This window comes from Streptomyces sp. NPDC087859 (assembly GCF_044742595.1).
GTDB lineage: Bacteria > Actinomycetota > Actinomycetes > Streptomycetales > Streptomycetaceae > Streptomyces > Streptomyces canus_F.
Genome location: NZ_JBIUUU010000004.1, coordinates 237469 through 254228, shown reverse-complemented (window position 1 = coordinate 254228; position 16760 = coordinate 237469). Strand labels below are relative to the sequence as shown.

Sequence of the window (16760 nt, the reverse complement as noted above, 5' to 3'; positions counted from 1 at the left end):
CTAGAAGGTCAGCACCCCTCTGGCCACCTTCCCCGCCTCCGCGTCCGCCACCGCCCGCTCGAACTCCTCGACCGGATACGTCTGCGTCACCAACTCGTCGAGCAGCAGCCGCCCTTCGCGATACAGCTCGGCGTACAGCGCGATGTCCCGCTGCGGCCTGGAGGACCCGTACCGGCATCCCAGGATCGACTTGTCCAGGAACATGGACGCCACGACGAAGGACGCCTCGGCTCCCGCCGCCGGCATCCCGAGCAGCACGGCCTGACCGTGCCGGTCCAGCAGATCGACGGCCTGCCGGACGAGTTCCACCCGCCCGACGCACTCGAAGACATGGTCCGCACCCGTCGGCAGCAGCTCCCGCACCCCCTCCGTGGAGGTCAGGAAGTCGGTCGCCCCGAACTGCCGCGCCACCGCCTCCTTGGCGGGGTTGGCGTCGACGGCGACGATCCGCAGGGCCCCCGCGATCCGTGCCCCCTGGAGGACGTTGAGCCCGATGCCCCCGGTGCCGATCACGACGACGCTGTCCCCGCGATCCACCTTCGCCCGGTTGAGCACGGCCCCGACGCCGGTCAGCACCCCGCAGCCGATGAGCGCGGCGGAGGGCAGCGGGATGTCCCGGGGGATACGCACCACCTGCACGGCCTTCACCACGGTCCGCTCGGCGAAGGCGGAGTTGGACGCGAACTGGAAGACCGGGCGCCCGCCCCGCGCGAACGGCTGCCCCGGCCGCCCGATCGCCTTGCGGCACATGGTCGGCCGCCCCCGGTCGCAGTCCGCGCAGGTACCGCAGTTGGCCAGCGTGGACAGGGACACATGGTCCCCGGCCGAGACATGCGAGACCCCCTCCCCCACGGCCTCGACGACCCCCGCCCCCTCGTGCCCCAGCACCACGGGCACCGGAAAGGGAATCGTCCCGTCCACCACGGACAGATCGCTGTGGCACAGCCCCGCCGCCGCGATGGCGACCAGCACCTCTCCCGGCCCCGGTCCCCGTACCTCCAGGTCGTCGACGACCTCGACCCGCTTCCCGTCGAACACCACGCCGCGCATCACACAACCCCCTTGGGTTCCTTCGGCAGCCCGAGCACCCGCTCGGCGATGATCGTGCGCTGGACCTGGTCCGAGCCGCCGTAGATCGTGTCGGCCCGGGAGAACAGGAACAGATGCTGCAACGCGTCGAGTTCGTAGGGCGCCGTGACCGACCAGTCGACGGGCCCGACCCCCGCCGCCACCCCCCGCACCTGCATGGCCAGCTCCCCGAGCCGCTGATGCCACCCGCCCCACAGCAGCTTGGCGACACTGGAGGCGCCGGCGTCCCCCGAACGCCCCAGCGTCCGCAGGGCGTTCCACCGCATCACCCGCAGCTCGGCCCACTGCCGGACCAGCCGGTCCCGTAGGACGGGATCACCCACCGCCCCGCTGTCGACGGCCGCCCGCACCACCCGCCCCAGCTCGGCGGCGAACCCGATCTGCTGGGCGAGCGTGGACACCCCCCGCTCGAACCCGAGCAGACTCATCGCGACCCGCCACCCGGCCCCCTCGCCTCCGACGACATGCTCCACGCGCGCGTGCGCACCGTCGAAGAACACCTCGTTGAACTCACTGGTGCCGGTCATCTGCCGAATGGGCCGCACGTCGATCCGCCCCGGCTGGTCCATGGCGACGAGCAGGAAGGACAGGCCACGATGGCGGCTGGACCCGGGGTCGGTGCGGGCCAGGACGAAACACCAGTCCGCTTCCCGCGCCAGGGACGTCCAGATCTTCTGCCCGGTGACGCGATACGTACCGTCCCCGGCCCGCTCGGCCTTCGTACGGATCCCCGCGAGATCGGAGCCGGCCCCGGGTTCGCTGTACCCCTGGCACCACAGTTCGTCCCCGGCCGCGATCGCGGGCAGGAACCGCCCCTTCTGCTCGGGCGTGCCGTGCGCGAGCAGGGTGGGCGCCAGCAGGTTCTCCCCGATGTGCCCGGAGCGCGGCGGCGCGCAGGACCGCGCGTACTCCTCGGCCCAGGCGACCTGTTGGGTGAGCGTGGCGGTCCGATTGCCGTACCCGCCCTCGGGCCATCCCAGCCCGATCCATCCGGCTTTCCCGAGGGTGCGCTCCCAACTACGACGGTCCAGCCCGGCCGAGCCATGTTCACCGAGCCAGGCCCGAGCTTCCGCACGGAAGGCCTCATCCTCAGCGGTACACCCGAAGTCCACAGGGAGCTCCTCTCAACACCGGACGAGTTGACGCACCTCAGGGGCGCGGGGAACTGCGCGACCAGCCACAACACACCCGCAGCCGCCCCACCACAGATCCACCCACCCCATCAGGCGTTGGGCCGTTCCCCTTCCCGCGCCGCCCGCTCCATCGCGGCCACCCGCTCCAGCAAGGGCATCGGATCCACCCCCACCGACCCCGGCAAGAACTCCGCGATCCGCTCCGGCGTCCAGGAACCCTCCGCATAAGCCGAGCGCAGCTCCCGAGGCTGGGCCCACACCGCGATCTTCGGCCCGGCGATCGTGTAGACCTGCCCGGTGACCTCCCGGGCCCGCTCCGACAGCAGATACACGACGAGCGCGGCCACGTCCTCCGGCTCCCCGATCTCCGCCAGCTCCATGGGCACACCGGCGGACATCCGCGTACGAGCCACCGGCGCCACCGCGTTCGCGGTCACCCCGTACTTGTTCAGCCCGAGCGCCGCACTGCGGACCAGCGAGATGACGCCGCCCTTCGCGGCGCTGTAGTTGGCCTGCGAGACGGACCCTTGATGGTTCCCGCTGGTGAACCCGATCAGGGTCCCGGCCCGCTGTTTCCGCATGACGGCGGAGGCGGCCCGGAACACGGTGAACGTGCCCTTGAGGTGCGTGGCGACCACCGGGTCCCACTCGTCCTCGGTCATGTTGAACAGCATCCGCTCGCGCAGGATCCCGGCGACGCACACGACACCGTCGAGCCGCCCGTACGACGACAGGGCCACGTCGACGACCCGCTGCCCGCCCGCCATGGTCGACACGTCGTCGGCGACCGCGACGGCCTTCCCGCCGGCCGCCTCGATCTCCTTGACCACGCCCGAGGCGACGTCGCTCGTCGGGGACCCGCCGTCCACCGACACCCCGTAGTCATTGACGACGACGGACGCCCCCTCGGCCGCCGCGCGGAGCGCCACCGCCCGCCCGATCCCGCGTCCCGCCCCCGTCACGGCGACCACCTTGCCTGCCAAGAAGTTCCCCACGCCCGGCCCCTTCCCGCGGTTTCTGACGGACCGTTAGATTTTATGTCCCGTCAGACACCCGTAGACAAGCCCCGGGGGAGCACCGATGCCACTGCCCGCGATGCATCCGGCGTTTCACGACATCGCCAAGCGCGTGAACAACTGGGGCCGTTGGGGCGCCGACGACGAGATCGGCACCCTGAACCTGATCACCGACGAGGTGGTACGCGAGGCCGCGACGGAGGTCAGGTCGGGCCACCGTGTCCCGCTCTCCCTCCCGCTGAAGGAGGACGGCGTGCAGACGGGCCTGATACCGGGCCGGGTCAACCCCCTGCACGCGATGGTGCAGATCAACGAGGAGATCTTCGGCCCGGGCACGGTCGCGTGCAGCGACGACACCGTGACGATGGGGCTGCAGGCCGCCACCCACTGGGACGCGCTGACCCATGTCTCGCATTCGGGCGTGCTCTACAACGGCCGCCCCGCCGACACCGTCACCGCGCACGGCGGCGCCCGGTTCGGCGGCATCGACAAGGCGCGGCACATCGTCTCGCGCGGCGTCCTGCTGGACGTGGCCCGCGTACACGGCACGCCCCGGCTGGACGGTGCGCACGCCGTTACACCGGAGGACCTGGAGGCCGCCGAGGAGCTCGCGGGCACGCGCGTGCGGGCCGGCGACATCGTGCTCGTACGGACGGGGCAGATCCAGGCGTATCTGGCGGGTGACAAGCACGCGTACGGCTATCCGTCGCCGGGGCTGTCGATCCGTACGCCGGAGTGGTTCCACGCACGCGATGTCGCCGCGGTCGCGAACGACACGCTGACCTTCGAGATATTTCCGCCCGAGATCGAGGATCTGTGGCTGCCCGTGCACGCGCTCGACCTCGTGGAGATGGGGATGCTCCAGGGCCAGAACTGGAATCTCGAAGAGTTGTCCACAGCCTGTGGACAAGTGGGTCGCTACACGTTCCTGCTGTCGGCGATGCCCGAGCCGTTCGTCGGCGCGACGGGCACTCCGGTGGCTCCGGTCGCCATTCTCTGACACGGCGCACGCGGACAAGGTCGGACAGCGGGGCCCCAACGCCCGCCCCGAGCACGGCATCGCGCCCCGCCGTCCGACTCCGGCGCACCCGCCCCGTGCCCCCTGGCCCTGAGGGAACCCGACGCCGAATCACGACCCACACTCGCCGAGGGCCCCCGTCACCGGAACCCTCGTCGTCCCCTCGCGGCGAATCGCTGACCACAAGCGTGAGCAAACGGACACGCGGCGTCAACACCTGTTCGGGGATTTATTACTTACGTACCATTTGTTACGGGCGCGCACGGAAGCACATCACGGCGCACCACCTGTCGATCGACAGGGAGGACAGCGGCACGCCGCAACCGCGCACCGACCGCGCCACCTCGGACAGCGGCCTCAGACCGCCTCGTACGCCAGCCCCTCGTACCCCTCGAACGCCGGGGCGCCGCCTCCGAAGGACGCCGCTCCTTCACGGCCCTTCGCGGCACAGCGGTCGAGTTCGCACCAGATGCGCTTGCCGGCTCCTTCGGGGCTCCAGCCCCACCGGTCGGCGAGACCGTCGACCAGGGCGAGTCCGCGTCCGCCCGTGGCGTCGCCGTCGACGCAGCGCGGCACGGGGGCGCGGTCGCTGGCGTCGGCCACCTCGAGACGCACCGTGGCCTGCTCGGCCGCGCCACAGGGCAGCGACAGACGCAGCACGGCCGGGCAGCCGGTGTGCACCACGGCGTTGGTGACCAGTTCGGACACCAGCAGGATCAGCGTCTCGGCAAGCCCCTCGTCGGCCCCTATCCCGGACCCGGCGAGCCGCGAGCGGGCCCACCGCCGGGCTCGCCCCACCTCAGCGGGGTCGGGCCGGATCTCCAGCTGCACTTGAAGCACCTGCACCGCTCACACCATCCGAACCGGCAGACACATAGCCTCGCGCCTCACGAGGGCCACGATCGTAGCCATTTTTTGCATGGCCAGAACAACGGCCACAGCCGGGATCACAGAACGTGAGTCCCTTACGAGACAGCATGGTTGACGTACAGTCACCTCAACAAGCGCTTCGGGCATATTCCAGCGCGAAGGAGTACCCGGGTGGCATACTGTGCGACGCTCGTTGCGGGGAGTCGAACAGGTGGGGGCCAAAGGCCCGCCGACCGTGCGAGAAGCGGCGCGCACCGCCGCATCCGGAGCCGCCACAGAGGCAACACCGGCACGGCTCGTGCTCGGAACCACTCGCATCCCACAGAAGGTACCGGAGCGACTCCCCGACTCCAGGCCGTGACGGGTCACGCATAGGACACAACCCGATATCAACGCTCCGTAATTCCGGTATGCCACAATCCGCGACATTCACGGGAGCGCTCCCGCCGATCCCGCGGCCCACGCCTTGTCAGGCCGTCAGCTCGGCCGCGAGCAGCTCCTCACTCTCCGTGCGTCCGCCGCCACGCTGTGCCCGCACCCAGGCCCGCTTCAGATGCAGATGCACCTCGGACTCCCAGGTGAAGCCCATGCCGCCGTGCACCTGGAGGCAGTCGCGGGCGCCGCGTACGGCGGCCTCGTCGGCGAGCAGCCGGGCCGCGGCGATGTCGGCCGGGTCCCCGGTGACGGCGGCCGCGTAGACCGCCGCACGGGCCACCTCGGCCCGCACCAGGAGCTGCGCGCACAGATGCTTGACGGCCTGGAACGCCCCGATCGGCTGCCCGAACTGCTCACGCGTCCGGGCGTGTTGCACGGCCAGCTCGCACGCGCGCGTGGCGGTGCCGAGCTGCTCGGCGGCGGTGAGGAGCACGGCGACGGGATCGGTCGGGGCCGTCCCGGGTGTGCGATGCAGGGGCGTCAGCGGGTCGACCGACCGCAGTGCCACGGCGCCGGCGGCATCTCCCCGTACGACGTCGGCGGCGTCCAGCCACTCCACCAGTGCGCCGTCCACGCCCGCCACGACGACCGACCCGTCGGCCGCCCCGGGTACCGCGCCCGCCGCGAGATGCGTGGCCACCAGCGGCCCGGGCAGCAGCACCCGCCCCGCCTCCTCGAAGGCCAACACGGCCTCGGGCAGCCCGAGTCCGACCCCTCCGTCGCCCTCCGGCACCCGTAGCGCGAAGAACCCGGCCTCACCCAGCTCCCGCCACAGCGCCCGGTCCAGGCGGCCGGGCGGGTCGACGGCGGCCCACAGCGCCTCGCGGTCGAAGCGCCGGGCCAGCAGCGCTCGTACGCCGTCCCGCAACGCACGTTGATCATCGGTGAGTTGGAAACGCACGGGAACAGTCACCGCCCCTTCGGCAGCCCCAGGATCCGTTCGGCCACGATGTTCTGCTGGATCTGCGAGGTCCCGGCGGCGATGGTGTACGACAGCGAGGACAGCCGGTCCAGGACCCACGGCCGGTCGAGGTCGAGGGCGTCGGGGCCGAGGACGTCGGCGGCGGTGTCGTAGAGCTCCTGCCGCGCCTGCGAATACCTCAGTTTGAAAACCGAACCCCCGACACCGGGGACTCCCCCGGAGGTCTCCGCCTCGCTCACGTTCCACTGCGTCAGCCGCCACAGCGCCCGGAACTCGGCATTCAGCCGCCCGAGCCGCCGTCTGAGTTCCGGCTCGTCCCACCGCCCGTTCTTGCGCGCCTCACCGGCGATCTCGCGCAACACCCGCCTGCACGCGACGACTTCGCCCACGAAGGCGGTGCCGCGCTCGAAGGACAGCGTCACCATGGTCACGCGCCAGCCGTCGTTCTCGTCCCCGACCCGGTTGCCGACCGGCACCCGGACCTCGTCCAGGAACACCTCGGCGAACTCGGCGGACCCGGCGAGGGTCCTCAGCGGCCTCACGGTGATCCCCGGAGCGTCCATGGGCAGGGCGAGCCAGGTGATGCCCCGGTGCTTCGCGGCCGCGGGGTCGGTGCGCACCAGCAGTTCGCACCAGTCGGCGACCTCGGCGTGCGAGGTCCAGATCTTGGACCCGCTCACCACGTACTCGTCGCCGTCCCTGCGCGCACGGGTCCGCAGCGCGGCGAGGTCGGACCCTGCGTCGGGCTCGCTGAACCCCTGGCACCAGACCTCCTCCCCGCGCAGGATCGGCGGCAGCCACCGCGCCCGCTGCCCGTCGGAGCCCTCCGCGGCGATCGTGGGCCCGGCGTGCAGCAGGCCGACGAATCCCGCGCCCACGTAGGGCGCCCCCGCCTTCTCGGTCTCCTCCAGGAAGATCAGCCGCGTGGTCGGCGAGGCGTCCCAGTGCACGTCCGCGTACCCGGCGTCGTACAGCATCCGCTGCCAGCCCATGTCGTAGGCGCGGCGTCCGGGCCAGTCGTCAGGGGACGGCCTGGGCGGGAGCGTGGGCAGCACCCGGCCGAGCCACTGCCTCAACCCCGCCCGGAACTCCTCCTCTTCGGGAGAGTGGGAGAGATCCACGGGCTCGCCTACCGGTCCCGGTCCAGATCGAGACCGAGCATGCGGATGGCGTTGCCCCGCATCAGCTTGTAGACGGTCTCGTCGTCGAGGCCCTTCACATGGTCGAGGGCGACCTCCTTGGTGTGCGGGAAGGTCGAGTCGACGTGCGGGTAGTCGGTCTCGAAGGTGGCGTTGTCACGGCCCACCACGTCCAGCGAGGCGACGCCGTGCTTGTCGCGGAAGAAGCAGCAGAAGATCTGCCGGTAGTAGTACGTCGACGGCGGCTCCGGGACGATGTCGCGCACCCCGCCCCAGGCGCGGTGCTCCTCCCACACGTCGTCGGCGCGTTCCAGGGCGTACGGGATCCAGCCCATCTGGCCCTCGCTGTAGGCGAGTTTGAGGCGCGGGAATTTCACCAGCACCCCGCTGAAGAGGAAGTCCATCATCGAGGCCATGGCGTTGTTGAAGCTGAGCGCGGCCTGGACGGCGGGCGGGGCGTCGGGGGAGGCGGCCGGCATCTGGGAGCTGCTGCCGATGTGCATGTTGACGACCGTGCCGGTCTCCTGGCAGACCGCGAAGAACGGGTCCCAGTGGCCGGAGTGGATGGAGGGCAGACCGAGGTAGGTGGGGATCTCGGAGAAGGTCACGGCCCGCACTCCGCGTGCGGCGTTGCGCCGGATCTCCGCGACCGCCAGCTCCACGTCCCACAGGGGGATCAGGCACAGCGGGATGAGCCGCCCGCCGCTGTCCCCGCACCACTCCTCGACCATCCAGTCGTTGTAGGCCCGCACACACGCGAGCGCGACCTCTTTGTCGTGTGCCTCGGCGAAGGTCTGCCCGCAGAAGCGCGGGAAGGTCGGGAAGCACAGGCTGCCCTCGACGTGGTTGAGATCCATGTCCGCGAGCCGCGCCACGGGGTCCCAGCAGCCGCGCCGCATCTCCTCGCGGGTGATGCCCTCCAGGGTCATCTCGTCGCGGTCGAAGCCGACGGCGGCGATGTTGCGCTTGTACGGGAACTTCAGGTCCTCGTAGATCCACCAGTCGGTGGGCGGCCCTTCCGGGTCCATCGTGATCTGGTACTTGCCGCCGACGTAGGCGAGTTCACCGATCCCGGCGGTGAGCGGCTGCGGTCCGCGGTCCCGGTACTTGGCGGGCAGCCAGGTCTTGAACAGGTGCGCGGGCTCGATCACATGGTCGTCGACGCTGATGATGCGGGGCAGTTCGGTCGGCATGATCTCCTCCGCCGGTCGGTGGTCACGTGACAGGCACGATCTGATGGAGCGTCAGATAGCATGTCACCTGACGAGTCGTCAGCCAAGCAGGGGGCACCCATGAACGAGACCCCGCACTCCCTGAGCTCCTCCCGCACCCTCTGGGAACTGGTCACCCGCCGCGCCGCCCTCACCCCCGACCGCCCGGTCCTCCTCCAGGACGACCGCTCCCTGAGCTTCGGGGAGCTGCACGCGCGTGCCGAGCGGGTGGCGGCGGGGCTGTACGATATGGGCGTACGCCCCGGCACGGTGGTCGCCTGGCAACTGCCCACGCGGATCGAGACGGCGGTGCTGTCCTTCGCGCTGGCCCGCCTGGGCGCGGTCCAGTCACCGGTCATCCCGTTCTACCGGGACCGCGAAGTCGGCTTCGCGCTACGGGAGTCGAAGGCCGAGTACTTCGCGGTGCCCGGCGAATGGCGGGGCTTCGACTACACGGGGATGGCGCGGCGGCTCGGCGCGAAGGGCGTCTTCGAGGCGTACGACCGGCTGCCCGACGGCGATCCCGGTCTGCTGCCCGCGCCGCCCACCTCGGGCACCTCGGTCCGCTGGATCTACTGGACCTCGGGCACGACCTCCGACCCCAAGGGCGTGCTGCACACGGACCGTTCACTGATCGCGGGCGGCTCGTGCCTGGCCCACGCGCTGCGGCTGCGGCCCGACGACGTGGGCTCGATGGCCTTCCCGTACGCCCACATCGCCGGCCCCGACTACACGGTGATGCTGCTCCTGTACGGCTTCCCGGCGGTGATGTTCGAGCAGTTCGCGCTGCCGGACGCGCTGGAGGGGTATCGCCGGCACGGGGTGACGGTGGCGGGCGGATCGACCGCGTTCTACTCGATGTTCCTGGCCGAGCAGCGCAAGCGGCCGCAGACCAGGGTGATACCCACCCTGCGGCTGCTGGCCGGTGGCGGTGCGCCCAAGCCGCCGGAGGTGTACCACGCGGTCGTGCGGGAGATGGGGGTGCAGCTCACGCACGGCTACGGCATGACCGAGGTGCCGATGATCACCATGGGCTCGCCGGACGACACCGTGGAGAACCTCGCCACGACCGAGGGGCGGCCGCCGCAGGGGATGGAGATACGGATCGTGGACGGGGAGGTGCGGCTGCGCGGGGAGGCCGTGTGCCAGGGGTATCTGGACGCGGGGCAGACGGCGGAGGCCTTCGACGAGGACGGGTTCCTGCGCACCGGTGACCTCGGGATGCTCACGGACACCGGGCATCTGGTGCTCACCGGGCGGCTCAAGGATGTGATCATCCGCAAGGGCGAGAACATCTCGGCGAAGGAGATCGAGGATCTGCTGGCCGCGCATCCGGCGGTCGGGGACGTGGCGGTGATCGGGCTGCCGGACCAGGAGCGCGGGGAGCGGGTGTGCGCGGTGGTGGAACAGCCCGCGGGGGCCGAGGAGTTGACCCTGGCGGCGATGACGTCCTATCTCCGCGCGGAAGGGCTCTCGATCCACAAGCTGCCGGAGCAGCTGGAGGTGGTGGACGCCCTTCCGCGCAACGAGACGCTCAGAAAGGTGCTCAAGTACAAGCTGCGGGAGCGCTATTCGGGGACGGTGAAGTAGCGGGCGAAGGCGGCGACGATCTCCTCCTCGCCGATCCTGCCGTCGCCGTCGGTGTCGAGCGCGCCGGCGGCGGTGTCGGCGATCTCCTGCGCCACGCCGAGGATCCGGAGCACGCGCGCGGTGTCCTCGACGGTGGCCGCTCCGTCGCCGTCCGGATCGGCGACGGCGAGGGCCGCGTGCAGGAAGGGGCGGGCGATCTCGGCGAACCGGTCGGGATTGTCGCGCAGCCGCTTCACGGCGCCGTTCACGAACTCCTCGCGGGTGATCCGCTGGTCGCCGTCGCGGTCCGCGATGCCCGCCATGCCCTGCCAGAACGCCTCCGCGCCGACATACAGGGCCTGGCCCTTGTCGGACCGTGCCGCCGTACCGAACTCCGCGAGCAGCGCCTTGGCCGCCACGCTGAAGTCCGCCCGGTCGATGTAGCCGTTGCCGTCCTGGTCGAAGGTGGCGAACCGGCCGGCGATCCTGCGCTCGTACTCGCTGCTGACCATGTCTTCTCGTGCCGCCTTACGTCACGTGGGGTGCATCTGGTTCGGAGCGTACGACGCCGGGGCGGGGCGGGGAGCGGGAAAGCGGCGGTTGTGCCAAGACCGGGGGAATTTTGGGACAACGGTGTGGCACAGGCGAGGGCGACTGTGGTTCACGCCGACAGCGGCCCCGCCTCGTCCTCCGTCGCCGAGTCCACGTCCACGTGGACGTCGAACAGCCGCCGCACCCCCAGCGCCCCCAGCACCCTGTTGACGTGGGAGCCGTCCACCGCGCCCTGGGCCGGGAGTATCAGCCGCAGCTGCCCCTGGCAGGAGCGGATGAGGCGGCGGGAGGCGATGAGGACGCCGACGCCACTGGAGTCGCAGAAGAAGACCTCGGAGAGGTCGAGGACAAGACTGTGGCGGCCCTCGGCCACGACGTCGTGCACCCGCTGCCGGAGCACCGGAGACGTCACCAGATCCAGTTCGCCCGACACATGGAGCACGGCCCAGTCGCCGTGCTCGCCGCCGGTCACGTTGAACCCCACCACCACGCCCTTCGCTCGCCGGGACTTCCCGGAACGGCCCGCAAACGGAAGCCGTTCCTACGCTTCCTTGCAGCGCGGCTGCCCAGCGGCCGTTCCCTGAAACACAAGCCAGGAAACGGAAACCGATCAGAAGAGGCTTGTTTTAGCCGCCTTCGATCCTGTTCGATCGTGGATGGACGCAGAGTGGAAGGAAGACGAAGGTCCACTACCACCGACCGCTCCCCCAGGGGCGCACATTGCTACAAAGGGGCGTGCGCTGTCAGACGTGCCGACTACATTCGAGGAGACGGTGGGTCCAGGCTTGACGAGTCGCGAACGACAGCGAGGGAGCGACATGGCGAAGAAGGACGCACCTCCCCGCTGGGACCGCAAGATGCAGCAGCGGCTCGCCCGAGGTGAGGCGGCCGCCCTCGGCGAGCTCTACGACCGGTTCGCCTCGCTCGTGCACGGCCTCGCCCACCGCGTGCTCGGCGACGAGCGCGCCGCCGACGGCATCACCCGCGAGGTCTTCGCCCACGTCTGGGAGCACCCCGACGCCTACGACCCCAAACAGGGCCCCCTGCGCTCGTGGGTCGCCACGCTGACCCACCGCCTCGCAGTGCAGCGCCTGCGTGCCACCGAGACCGCGGCCCTCGCCCAGGGCGACCGCGGCTCCACCGAGGAACTGGAGCGCAAGGTCCGCCACGCCTCCGTCGCCGCTCGCGCCGACTACATCGTCCAGTCCATGCCGTCCCCGCTGCGCGCCGCCCTCGAGCTGGCGTACTTCCAGCGCCGCGACTACCGCCAGACCGCCGCCGACCTCGGAGTCACCGAGGACGAGGCCCGCCGCCGCCTCCGCCTGGGCCTGCAGCTCCTCGCCACGGCCCACGACACCGGCGCCGCCCCCGGAGCGCCTCCCGGCTACGGAGGTGCGGCGTGAACGAGGCGAACCGCTTCGAGGCGTACGACGAGCACGAAGGCCAGGAGGAGCAGAACGGCCGGAAGGGCCGGAAGAGCCAGGAGCACGAGTCCCACAGCGGCGCGGACCGGCAGGACGAGCCCCCGCCCCCGGGAGGCGACGACGGCACCGGCGGCCCGGCCGACGGCGACGGTCCCACCCCCGGCCCCGCCGCCCAGCCGCCCCGCATACCGCTCCCGCGCGCGTCCGTCGAGGACACCGGGCACCCCCTGCCCGCGCTGGAGACACCACCGCCCCCGCCGCCCCTCGTCCTGGAGCACCCCGTACTGAAGGCGCTCCTCGGCGCCTGGGCGCTGGCCGCCTGCTCGCCCGAGGAGACGGCGGCCGTCGAGGAACACCTCGGCGACTGCGGCTCCTGCGCGGACGAGGCGCTGCGGCTGCGCGGGGCGGTCGGCCTGCTCCACCGGCAGGAGAGCCTCGACCTCGACCCCGGACTGCGCACCCGCGTCCTTGCGGGCTGCCTGGACCGCCGCCCGCCGCGCATCCCCGTACCCGACTGGGCGGCGCCCTACGACGCCGAGACCGCGCGCCTGGACGCGCTGCTGCGGGACATGGGCGACGCCGAGTGGCACGCGCCCGTGCGGCTGCGCTGGTTCGAGGCCGACGAGGCGACGAGCCGTCGCACGACGGTCGCCGGCGTCATCGCCCACCTGCTCACGGTCGACGGCCTCGTCGCCCTCGCGCTCGGCCTGGACGACCCCCTCGGCGACATCACGACGGGCTCACCGACCCCCGCGGCCCGCACCGAGGCGTTCTGGCGCGGCTCCCACTTCCCGCCGACCCGCTCCGTGCGGGGCCCCTGGCGCGAGCAGAGCCACGACCTGGTGCGCACCGTCTCCTTCACCGGCGGCGGTTCCGGCAAGCTCTCGGTGTCGTACGGCGACTTCGAACTCCCCCTGCACGACGCCATGCTGGACCGGGCCTTCGAGTGCTGGGTCCACGCGGAGGACATCGCCGAGGCGGTCGACTACCCGTACGGTCCCCCGTCCCCACGCCACCTGAACCGCATGATCGACCTGGCCGCCCGTATGCTCCCCGCGGTGCTGGCCGTGCGGCGCCGGACCGGGTTGGCCGGGCCGCCCCATGGGCGCCACCTCGTCCCCGCGGGCGAGCCGGGGCGCAGTCTGCGGCTGGAGATCGAGGGTTCGGGCGGCGGCGAGTGGCTGATCCCGCTGGACTCCCCGGCGGCGGCGGGCTCCGCGGACCACGAGGTCGCGCACGTGGCGCTGGACGGCGTGGAGTTCTGCCAGCTGGCCGCGGGCCACGTGCCTCCGGCGGAGGCGGCGGCGGGGCAGGTGGGTGACCGGGAGGCGATCAGGGACGTACTGTTCGCGGTCGCGTCGTTGAGCCGGATCTAGGGAGCAGAGCGCAGATCAGGGGACGGGAGTGGACCCACCCAGGGGCGCGGGGAACTGCGCGAACGGCCCCCGCTCGCCCGCAGCCGCCGACGAATCCGCGACCCCCGAGCTCCTAGGCGAACACGACCGTCCGGCGCCCGTTCAGCAGAATCCGCCGCTCCGCATGCCACTTCACCGCCCGCGCCAGCGCCTGGCACTCCACATCCCGCCCGATCGCGACCAGCTGGTCCGGGGTCACGTCATGCCCGACCCGCTCGACCTCCTGCTCGATGATCGGCCCCTCGTCGAGGTCGGCCGTCACATAGTGCGCGGTCGCGCCGATCAGCTTGACCCCCCGGGCGTGCGCCTGGTGATACGGCTTCGCACCCTTGAAGCTCGGCAGGAACGAGTGGTGGATGTTGATGATCCGCCCGCTGAGCTGCTTGCAGAGGTCGTCCGAGAGCACCTGCATGTACCGGGCGAGAACAACGAGCTCCACGCCCTGCTCACGCACCAGCTCCAGCAGCCGCGCCTCCGCCTCCGCCTTGTTCTCCCGCGTCACCGGAATGTGGTGGAAGGGAACGTCGTAGGACCCCACGAGCTCGGCGAAGTCGGTGTGGTTGGAGACCACGGCGGCGATGTCCACCGGCAGCGCGCCGATACGGGCCCGGAACAGCAGGTCGTTCAGGCAGTGCCCGAACTTGCTGACCATGAGGACGACCCGCATCTTCTCCTCGGGCTGGTGGATCTGCCAGTCCATGTGGAAGGCGTCACCGATCGCCGCGAAGCTGGCCCGCAGCTTCTCCACCGTCACCGGCGCCTCCGCCGAGAAGTGGACGCGCATGAAGAACAGACCCGTGTCGTGGTCGCCGAACTGCTGGCTGTCCTCGATGTTGCAGCCGGTCATGAAGAGGTAGCTCGACACGGCGTGCACGATGCCCTGCTTGTCGGGGCAGGACAGGATGAGGACGTACTGCTCGGCGGGCGCCGCGGCTCGGGTGGACTGCTCGTTCATGCAGGACAGGGTCCCATACCGGCCGGCACCGCAGAGAACGCGTCCGTCACGCGGACCGGGTCATGAGCTGGAGCACGTGCAGCGAGCGTGGCGGCTGGTCCGGGTCGTCCCCGTCGGCCGTCGCCATCCGCACATGGGCGTCGCGCGCGGCCCGTACCGCCTCCGGCCACCCGGGGTGGTCGACGTAGGCGGAGACGGGCGCGTCCGGGCCGACCTGGTGCATGATCCGCAGCACCCGCAGGACCGCGGTGTCGACGAGGGCCGACTCCTGGGAGTCGCGGAAGATCGTGCCGACGTATTTCTCGGCGGACCAGTTGTCCAGCCAGGTGTCCTCGACGAGGCGGTACACGGCGTCGGTGACGTCCCCGTACCCCTCGACACCGGCCAGCCAGACGTCCCGCTGGAACCCTGGGTCGGAGAGCATGTGCAGCGCGGAGCGCACATTGCTGCGCCAGCGCCACCACGGCATGTCATTCAGTGGCATGTCGCCCATGGTGGATGAGCGACGGCCGCGACGGGAAGAGTTCTCCGAACCTTGCACGGTCATCGATCGTACGTTCCTCGTCACACCCGCCTCACCGCCCCCCGCAATTCACCTTCGCGTCACCGACTGTTGACCGTAAGTCACTCCCGGGTTGGTCATGTGGCGGAAGCGTGTGTGCCCATGACCGGCAGGCGACGCATCCGCAGCACCTTCCTCCCCAGGCTCCACCCGCCCGTCAGAGCCACCGCCCTCGCGGCGACGGCACTGGCCGCGTGTGCGTCACTGACCGTCGGTTGCGGGGTCATCCCCGGTGCCACGGGGGGCTCCGGGGATGACCCGATCAAGGTCATGACCTGGGCCCCGATGAACACCGGCGCCACCAACAAGCCCGGTATGCCCGCCTTCGCGCAGGCGTACGCCCGTTGGATCAACTCGCACGGCGGCATCGACGGCCGCAAGCTCTCCGTCCTGGTCTGCAACGACCACAACGACGCCGTCTCCGCCGCGAAGTGCGCCCAGCGCGCGGTCGACGAGGAGGTCGTCGCGGTGGTCGGCTCCTACAGCCAGTACGGCGACGCGTTCTTCCCGACGCTCGAGGGCGCCGACATCCCCTACATCGGCGGCTACGGCATCACCAACGCCGAGTTCGACAGCGTGGCCTCCTACCCCGTCAACGGCGGCCAGCCCAGCCTGCTCGCCGGCCTGGGCAAGGAACTCGGCGGCAGCTGCGGGCCCGTGGCGCTGGTCCGCCCCGACAGCATCGCGGGCGACGAACTCCACGTCATGCTGGATTCCGGTCTGAAGGCCTCCGGCCACGCCGTGGCGGACGACCAGCTGGCCGCGGAGGACGCCACCGAGTACTCGGCGCAGTCCGAGCGCGCCCTCGCCCGCACGACCGGCGACCCGGTGAAGAAGGGGTGTGTGCTGCCCGCGCTCGGGGACCGCACCAGCACCTTCATGGACTCCTTCCGGCGCGCCCGCGAGGACTTTCCCGACGTACGCACCGGCACGGTCCTCGGCAGCGTCGACCAGACGGTCATAGACGCCTCTGGCGGGGCGTCGGGGCCCTACGAGGGCTCGTACATCACCGGCTGGTACCCGGTCGTCACCGATCAGCGCTGGGATCCGATGAAGAAGGTCATCAAGGAGCAGGCCTTCGACGACAACCGCATCGATCCCGCGGACGCCGGAGTGCAGACCGCCTGGCTGGCGTACACCGTGTTCAAGGCCGCCGTCGACTCGCTCGGCGACGGCGAGCTCACGTCGACCGCCGTGCGCAAGGCGCTCGACGACGGTCTGAAGGTCAACACGGGCGGACTGACCCCGACCCTCGACTGGGACTACAAGAACGGTCTCGGGGCCATCGGCCTGCCGCGCCTGGTCAACACCGAGGTGACGCTGCAAGCCGTACGCAAGGGCCGGCTGGTCGCGGCACGCAAGGGCTTCACGGACGTACGCGAGACGCTGGTGAACGCCGACGTGAGCTAGGCCCGGGAGCGGGCAACGGGGGCCGCGAACAGCGGCCCCC

General features: G+C 71.1%; 16 protein-coding genes. 5 read left to right on the top strand and 11 right to left on the bottom strand.

All coding sequences use genetic code 11. The features are described from left to right. From ACIOHP_RS11280 to ACIOHP_RS11270, 3 genes are all read right to left on the bottom strand, one after another. Entirely contained in the window at window positions 1–1050 is a 1050-nt protein-coding gene (locus ACIOHP_RS11280; protein WP_327717732.1) for a Zn-dependent alcohol dehydrogenase, read from the bottom strand. Continuing rightward, on the bottom strand, window positions 1050–2201 hold the full coding sequence (locus ACIOHP_RS11275) for an acyl-CoA dehydrogenase family protein (protein ID WP_401885804.1): 1152 nt from the start codon (window positions 2199–2201) through the stop codon (window positions 1050–1052). The genes ACIOHP_RS11280 and ACIOHP_RS11275 overlap by 1 nt, the downstream gene beginning before the upstream one ends. 110 nt (window positions 2202–2311) lie before the next feature. After that, window positions 2312–3217 (bottom strand): SDR family oxidoreductase, encoded by a 906-nt coding sequence (locus ACIOHP_RS11270; RefSeq protein ID WP_401885801.1) that lies wholly within the window; start codon window positions 3215–3217, stop codon window positions 2312–2314. Between the two features lie 85 nt (window positions 3218–3302). Here ACIOHP_RS11270 and ACIOHP_RS11265 point away from each other — a divergent pair, with 85 nt between their 5' ends. Continuing rightward, a complete protein-coding gene (locus ACIOHP_RS11265) occupies window positions 3303–4238 on the top strand; it encodes a cyclase family protein (protein WP_401885796.1) in 936 nt (311 codons plus the stop codon). 375 nt (window positions 4239–4613) lie between these two features. On the opposite strand, the gene ACIOHP_RS11260 is transcribed toward ACIOHP_RS11265, so the two are convergent. The 4 genes from ACIOHP_RS11260 to ACIOHP_RS11245 form a co-directional block, all read right to left on the bottom strand. Then, entirely contained in the window at window positions 4614–5087 is a 474-nt protein-coding gene (locus ACIOHP_RS11260) for an ATP-binding protein (RefSeq protein WP_401886408.1), read from the bottom strand. A 508-nt stretch (window positions 5088–5595) separates the two neighbouring features. Beyond that, entirely contained in the window at window positions 5596–6462 is an 867-nt protein-coding gene (locus ACIOHP_RS11255; protein ID WP_401886405.1) for an acyl-CoA dehydrogenase family protein, read from the bottom strand. 8 nt (window positions 6463–6470) lie between these two features. Then, complete coding sequence (locus ACIOHP_RS11250) at window positions 6471–7604, bottom strand: acyl-CoA dehydrogenase family protein (protein ID WP_401885790.1); 1134 nt, start codon at window positions 7602–7604, stop codon at window positions 6471–6473. A gap of 8 nt (window positions 7605–7612) precedes the next feature. Next, a complete protein-coding gene (locus ACIOHP_RS11245) occupies window positions 7613–8815 on the bottom strand; it encodes an amidohydrolase family protein (RefSeq protein WP_401885788.1) in 1203 nt (400 codons plus the stop codon). Window positions 8816–8914: 99 nt separating this feature from the next. Here ACIOHP_RS11245 and ACIOHP_RS11240 point away from each other — a divergent pair, with 99 nt between their 5' ends. After that, a complete protein-coding gene (locus ACIOHP_RS11240; RefSeq protein WP_401885782.1) occupies window positions 8915–10423 on the top strand; it encodes a class I adenylate-forming enzyme family protein in 1509 nt (502 codons plus the stop codon). On the opposite strand, the gene ACIOHP_RS11235 is transcribed toward ACIOHP_RS11240, so the two are convergent. Further along, entirely contained in the window at window positions 10402–10914 is a 513-nt protein-coding gene (locus tag ACIOHP_RS11235) for an EF-hand domain-containing protein (RefSeq protein WP_361538426.1), read from the bottom strand. The genes ACIOHP_RS11240 and ACIOHP_RS11235 overlap by 22 nt on opposite strands. Window positions 10915–11063: 149 nt before the next feature. Beyond that, window positions 11064–11444, bottom strand: coding sequence for an STAS domain-containing protein (locus ACIOHP_RS11230; RefSeq protein WP_046259043.1), 381 nt, complete (start codon window positions 11442–11444; stop codon window positions 11064–11066). A 328-nt stretch (window positions 11445–11772) separates the two neighbouring features. On the opposite strand from ACIOHP_RS11230, the gene ACIOHP_RS11225 reads away from it, so the two are divergent. Continuing rightward, window positions 11773–12357: a sigma-70 family RNA polymerase sigma factor gene (locus ACIOHP_RS11225; protein WP_361538429.1), complete on the top strand. Its 585-nt coding sequence runs from the start codon at window positions 11773–11775 to the stop codon at window positions 12355–12357. After that, window positions 12354–13754 carry a zf-HC2 domain-containing protein gene (locus ACIOHP_RS11220; RefSeq protein ID WP_401885777.1) on the top strand — a complete coding sequence of 467 codons (1401 nt, stop codon included), beginning with the start codon at window positions 12354–12356 and terminating at the stop codon, window positions 13752–13754. The genes ACIOHP_RS11225 and ACIOHP_RS11220 overlap by 4 nt, the downstream gene beginning before the upstream one ends. A gap of 112 nt (window positions 13755–13866) precedes the next feature. On the opposite strand, the gene purU is transcribed toward ACIOHP_RS11220, so the two are convergent. Both purU and ACIOHP_RS11210 read right to left on the bottom strand, forming a co-directional pair. Continuing rightward, window positions 13867–14748, bottom strand: coding sequence for a formyltetrahydrofolate deformylase (purU, locus tag ACIOHP_RS11215; protein WP_361538433.1), 882 nt, complete (start codon window positions 14746–14748; stop codon window positions 13867–13869). Between the two features lie 46 nt (window positions 14749–14794). Continuing rightward, the gene (locus tag ACIOHP_RS11210; RefSeq protein WP_361538435.1) at window positions 14795–15295 is read right to left on the bottom strand and encodes a hypothetical protein; all 501 of its coding nucleotides are present in this window, start codon (window positions 15293–15295) and stop codon (window positions 14795–14797) included. Window positions 15296–15412: 117 nt separating this feature from the next. On the opposite strand from ACIOHP_RS11210, the gene ACIOHP_RS11205 reads away from it, so the two are divergent. Beyond that, window positions 15413–16720: an ABC transporter substrate-binding protein gene (locus ACIOHP_RS11205; RefSeq protein ID WP_401885774.1), complete on the top strand. Its 1308-nt coding sequence runs from the start codon at window positions 15413–15415 to the stop codon at window positions 16718–16720. Window positions 16721–16760 lie beyond the last annotated feature (40 nt).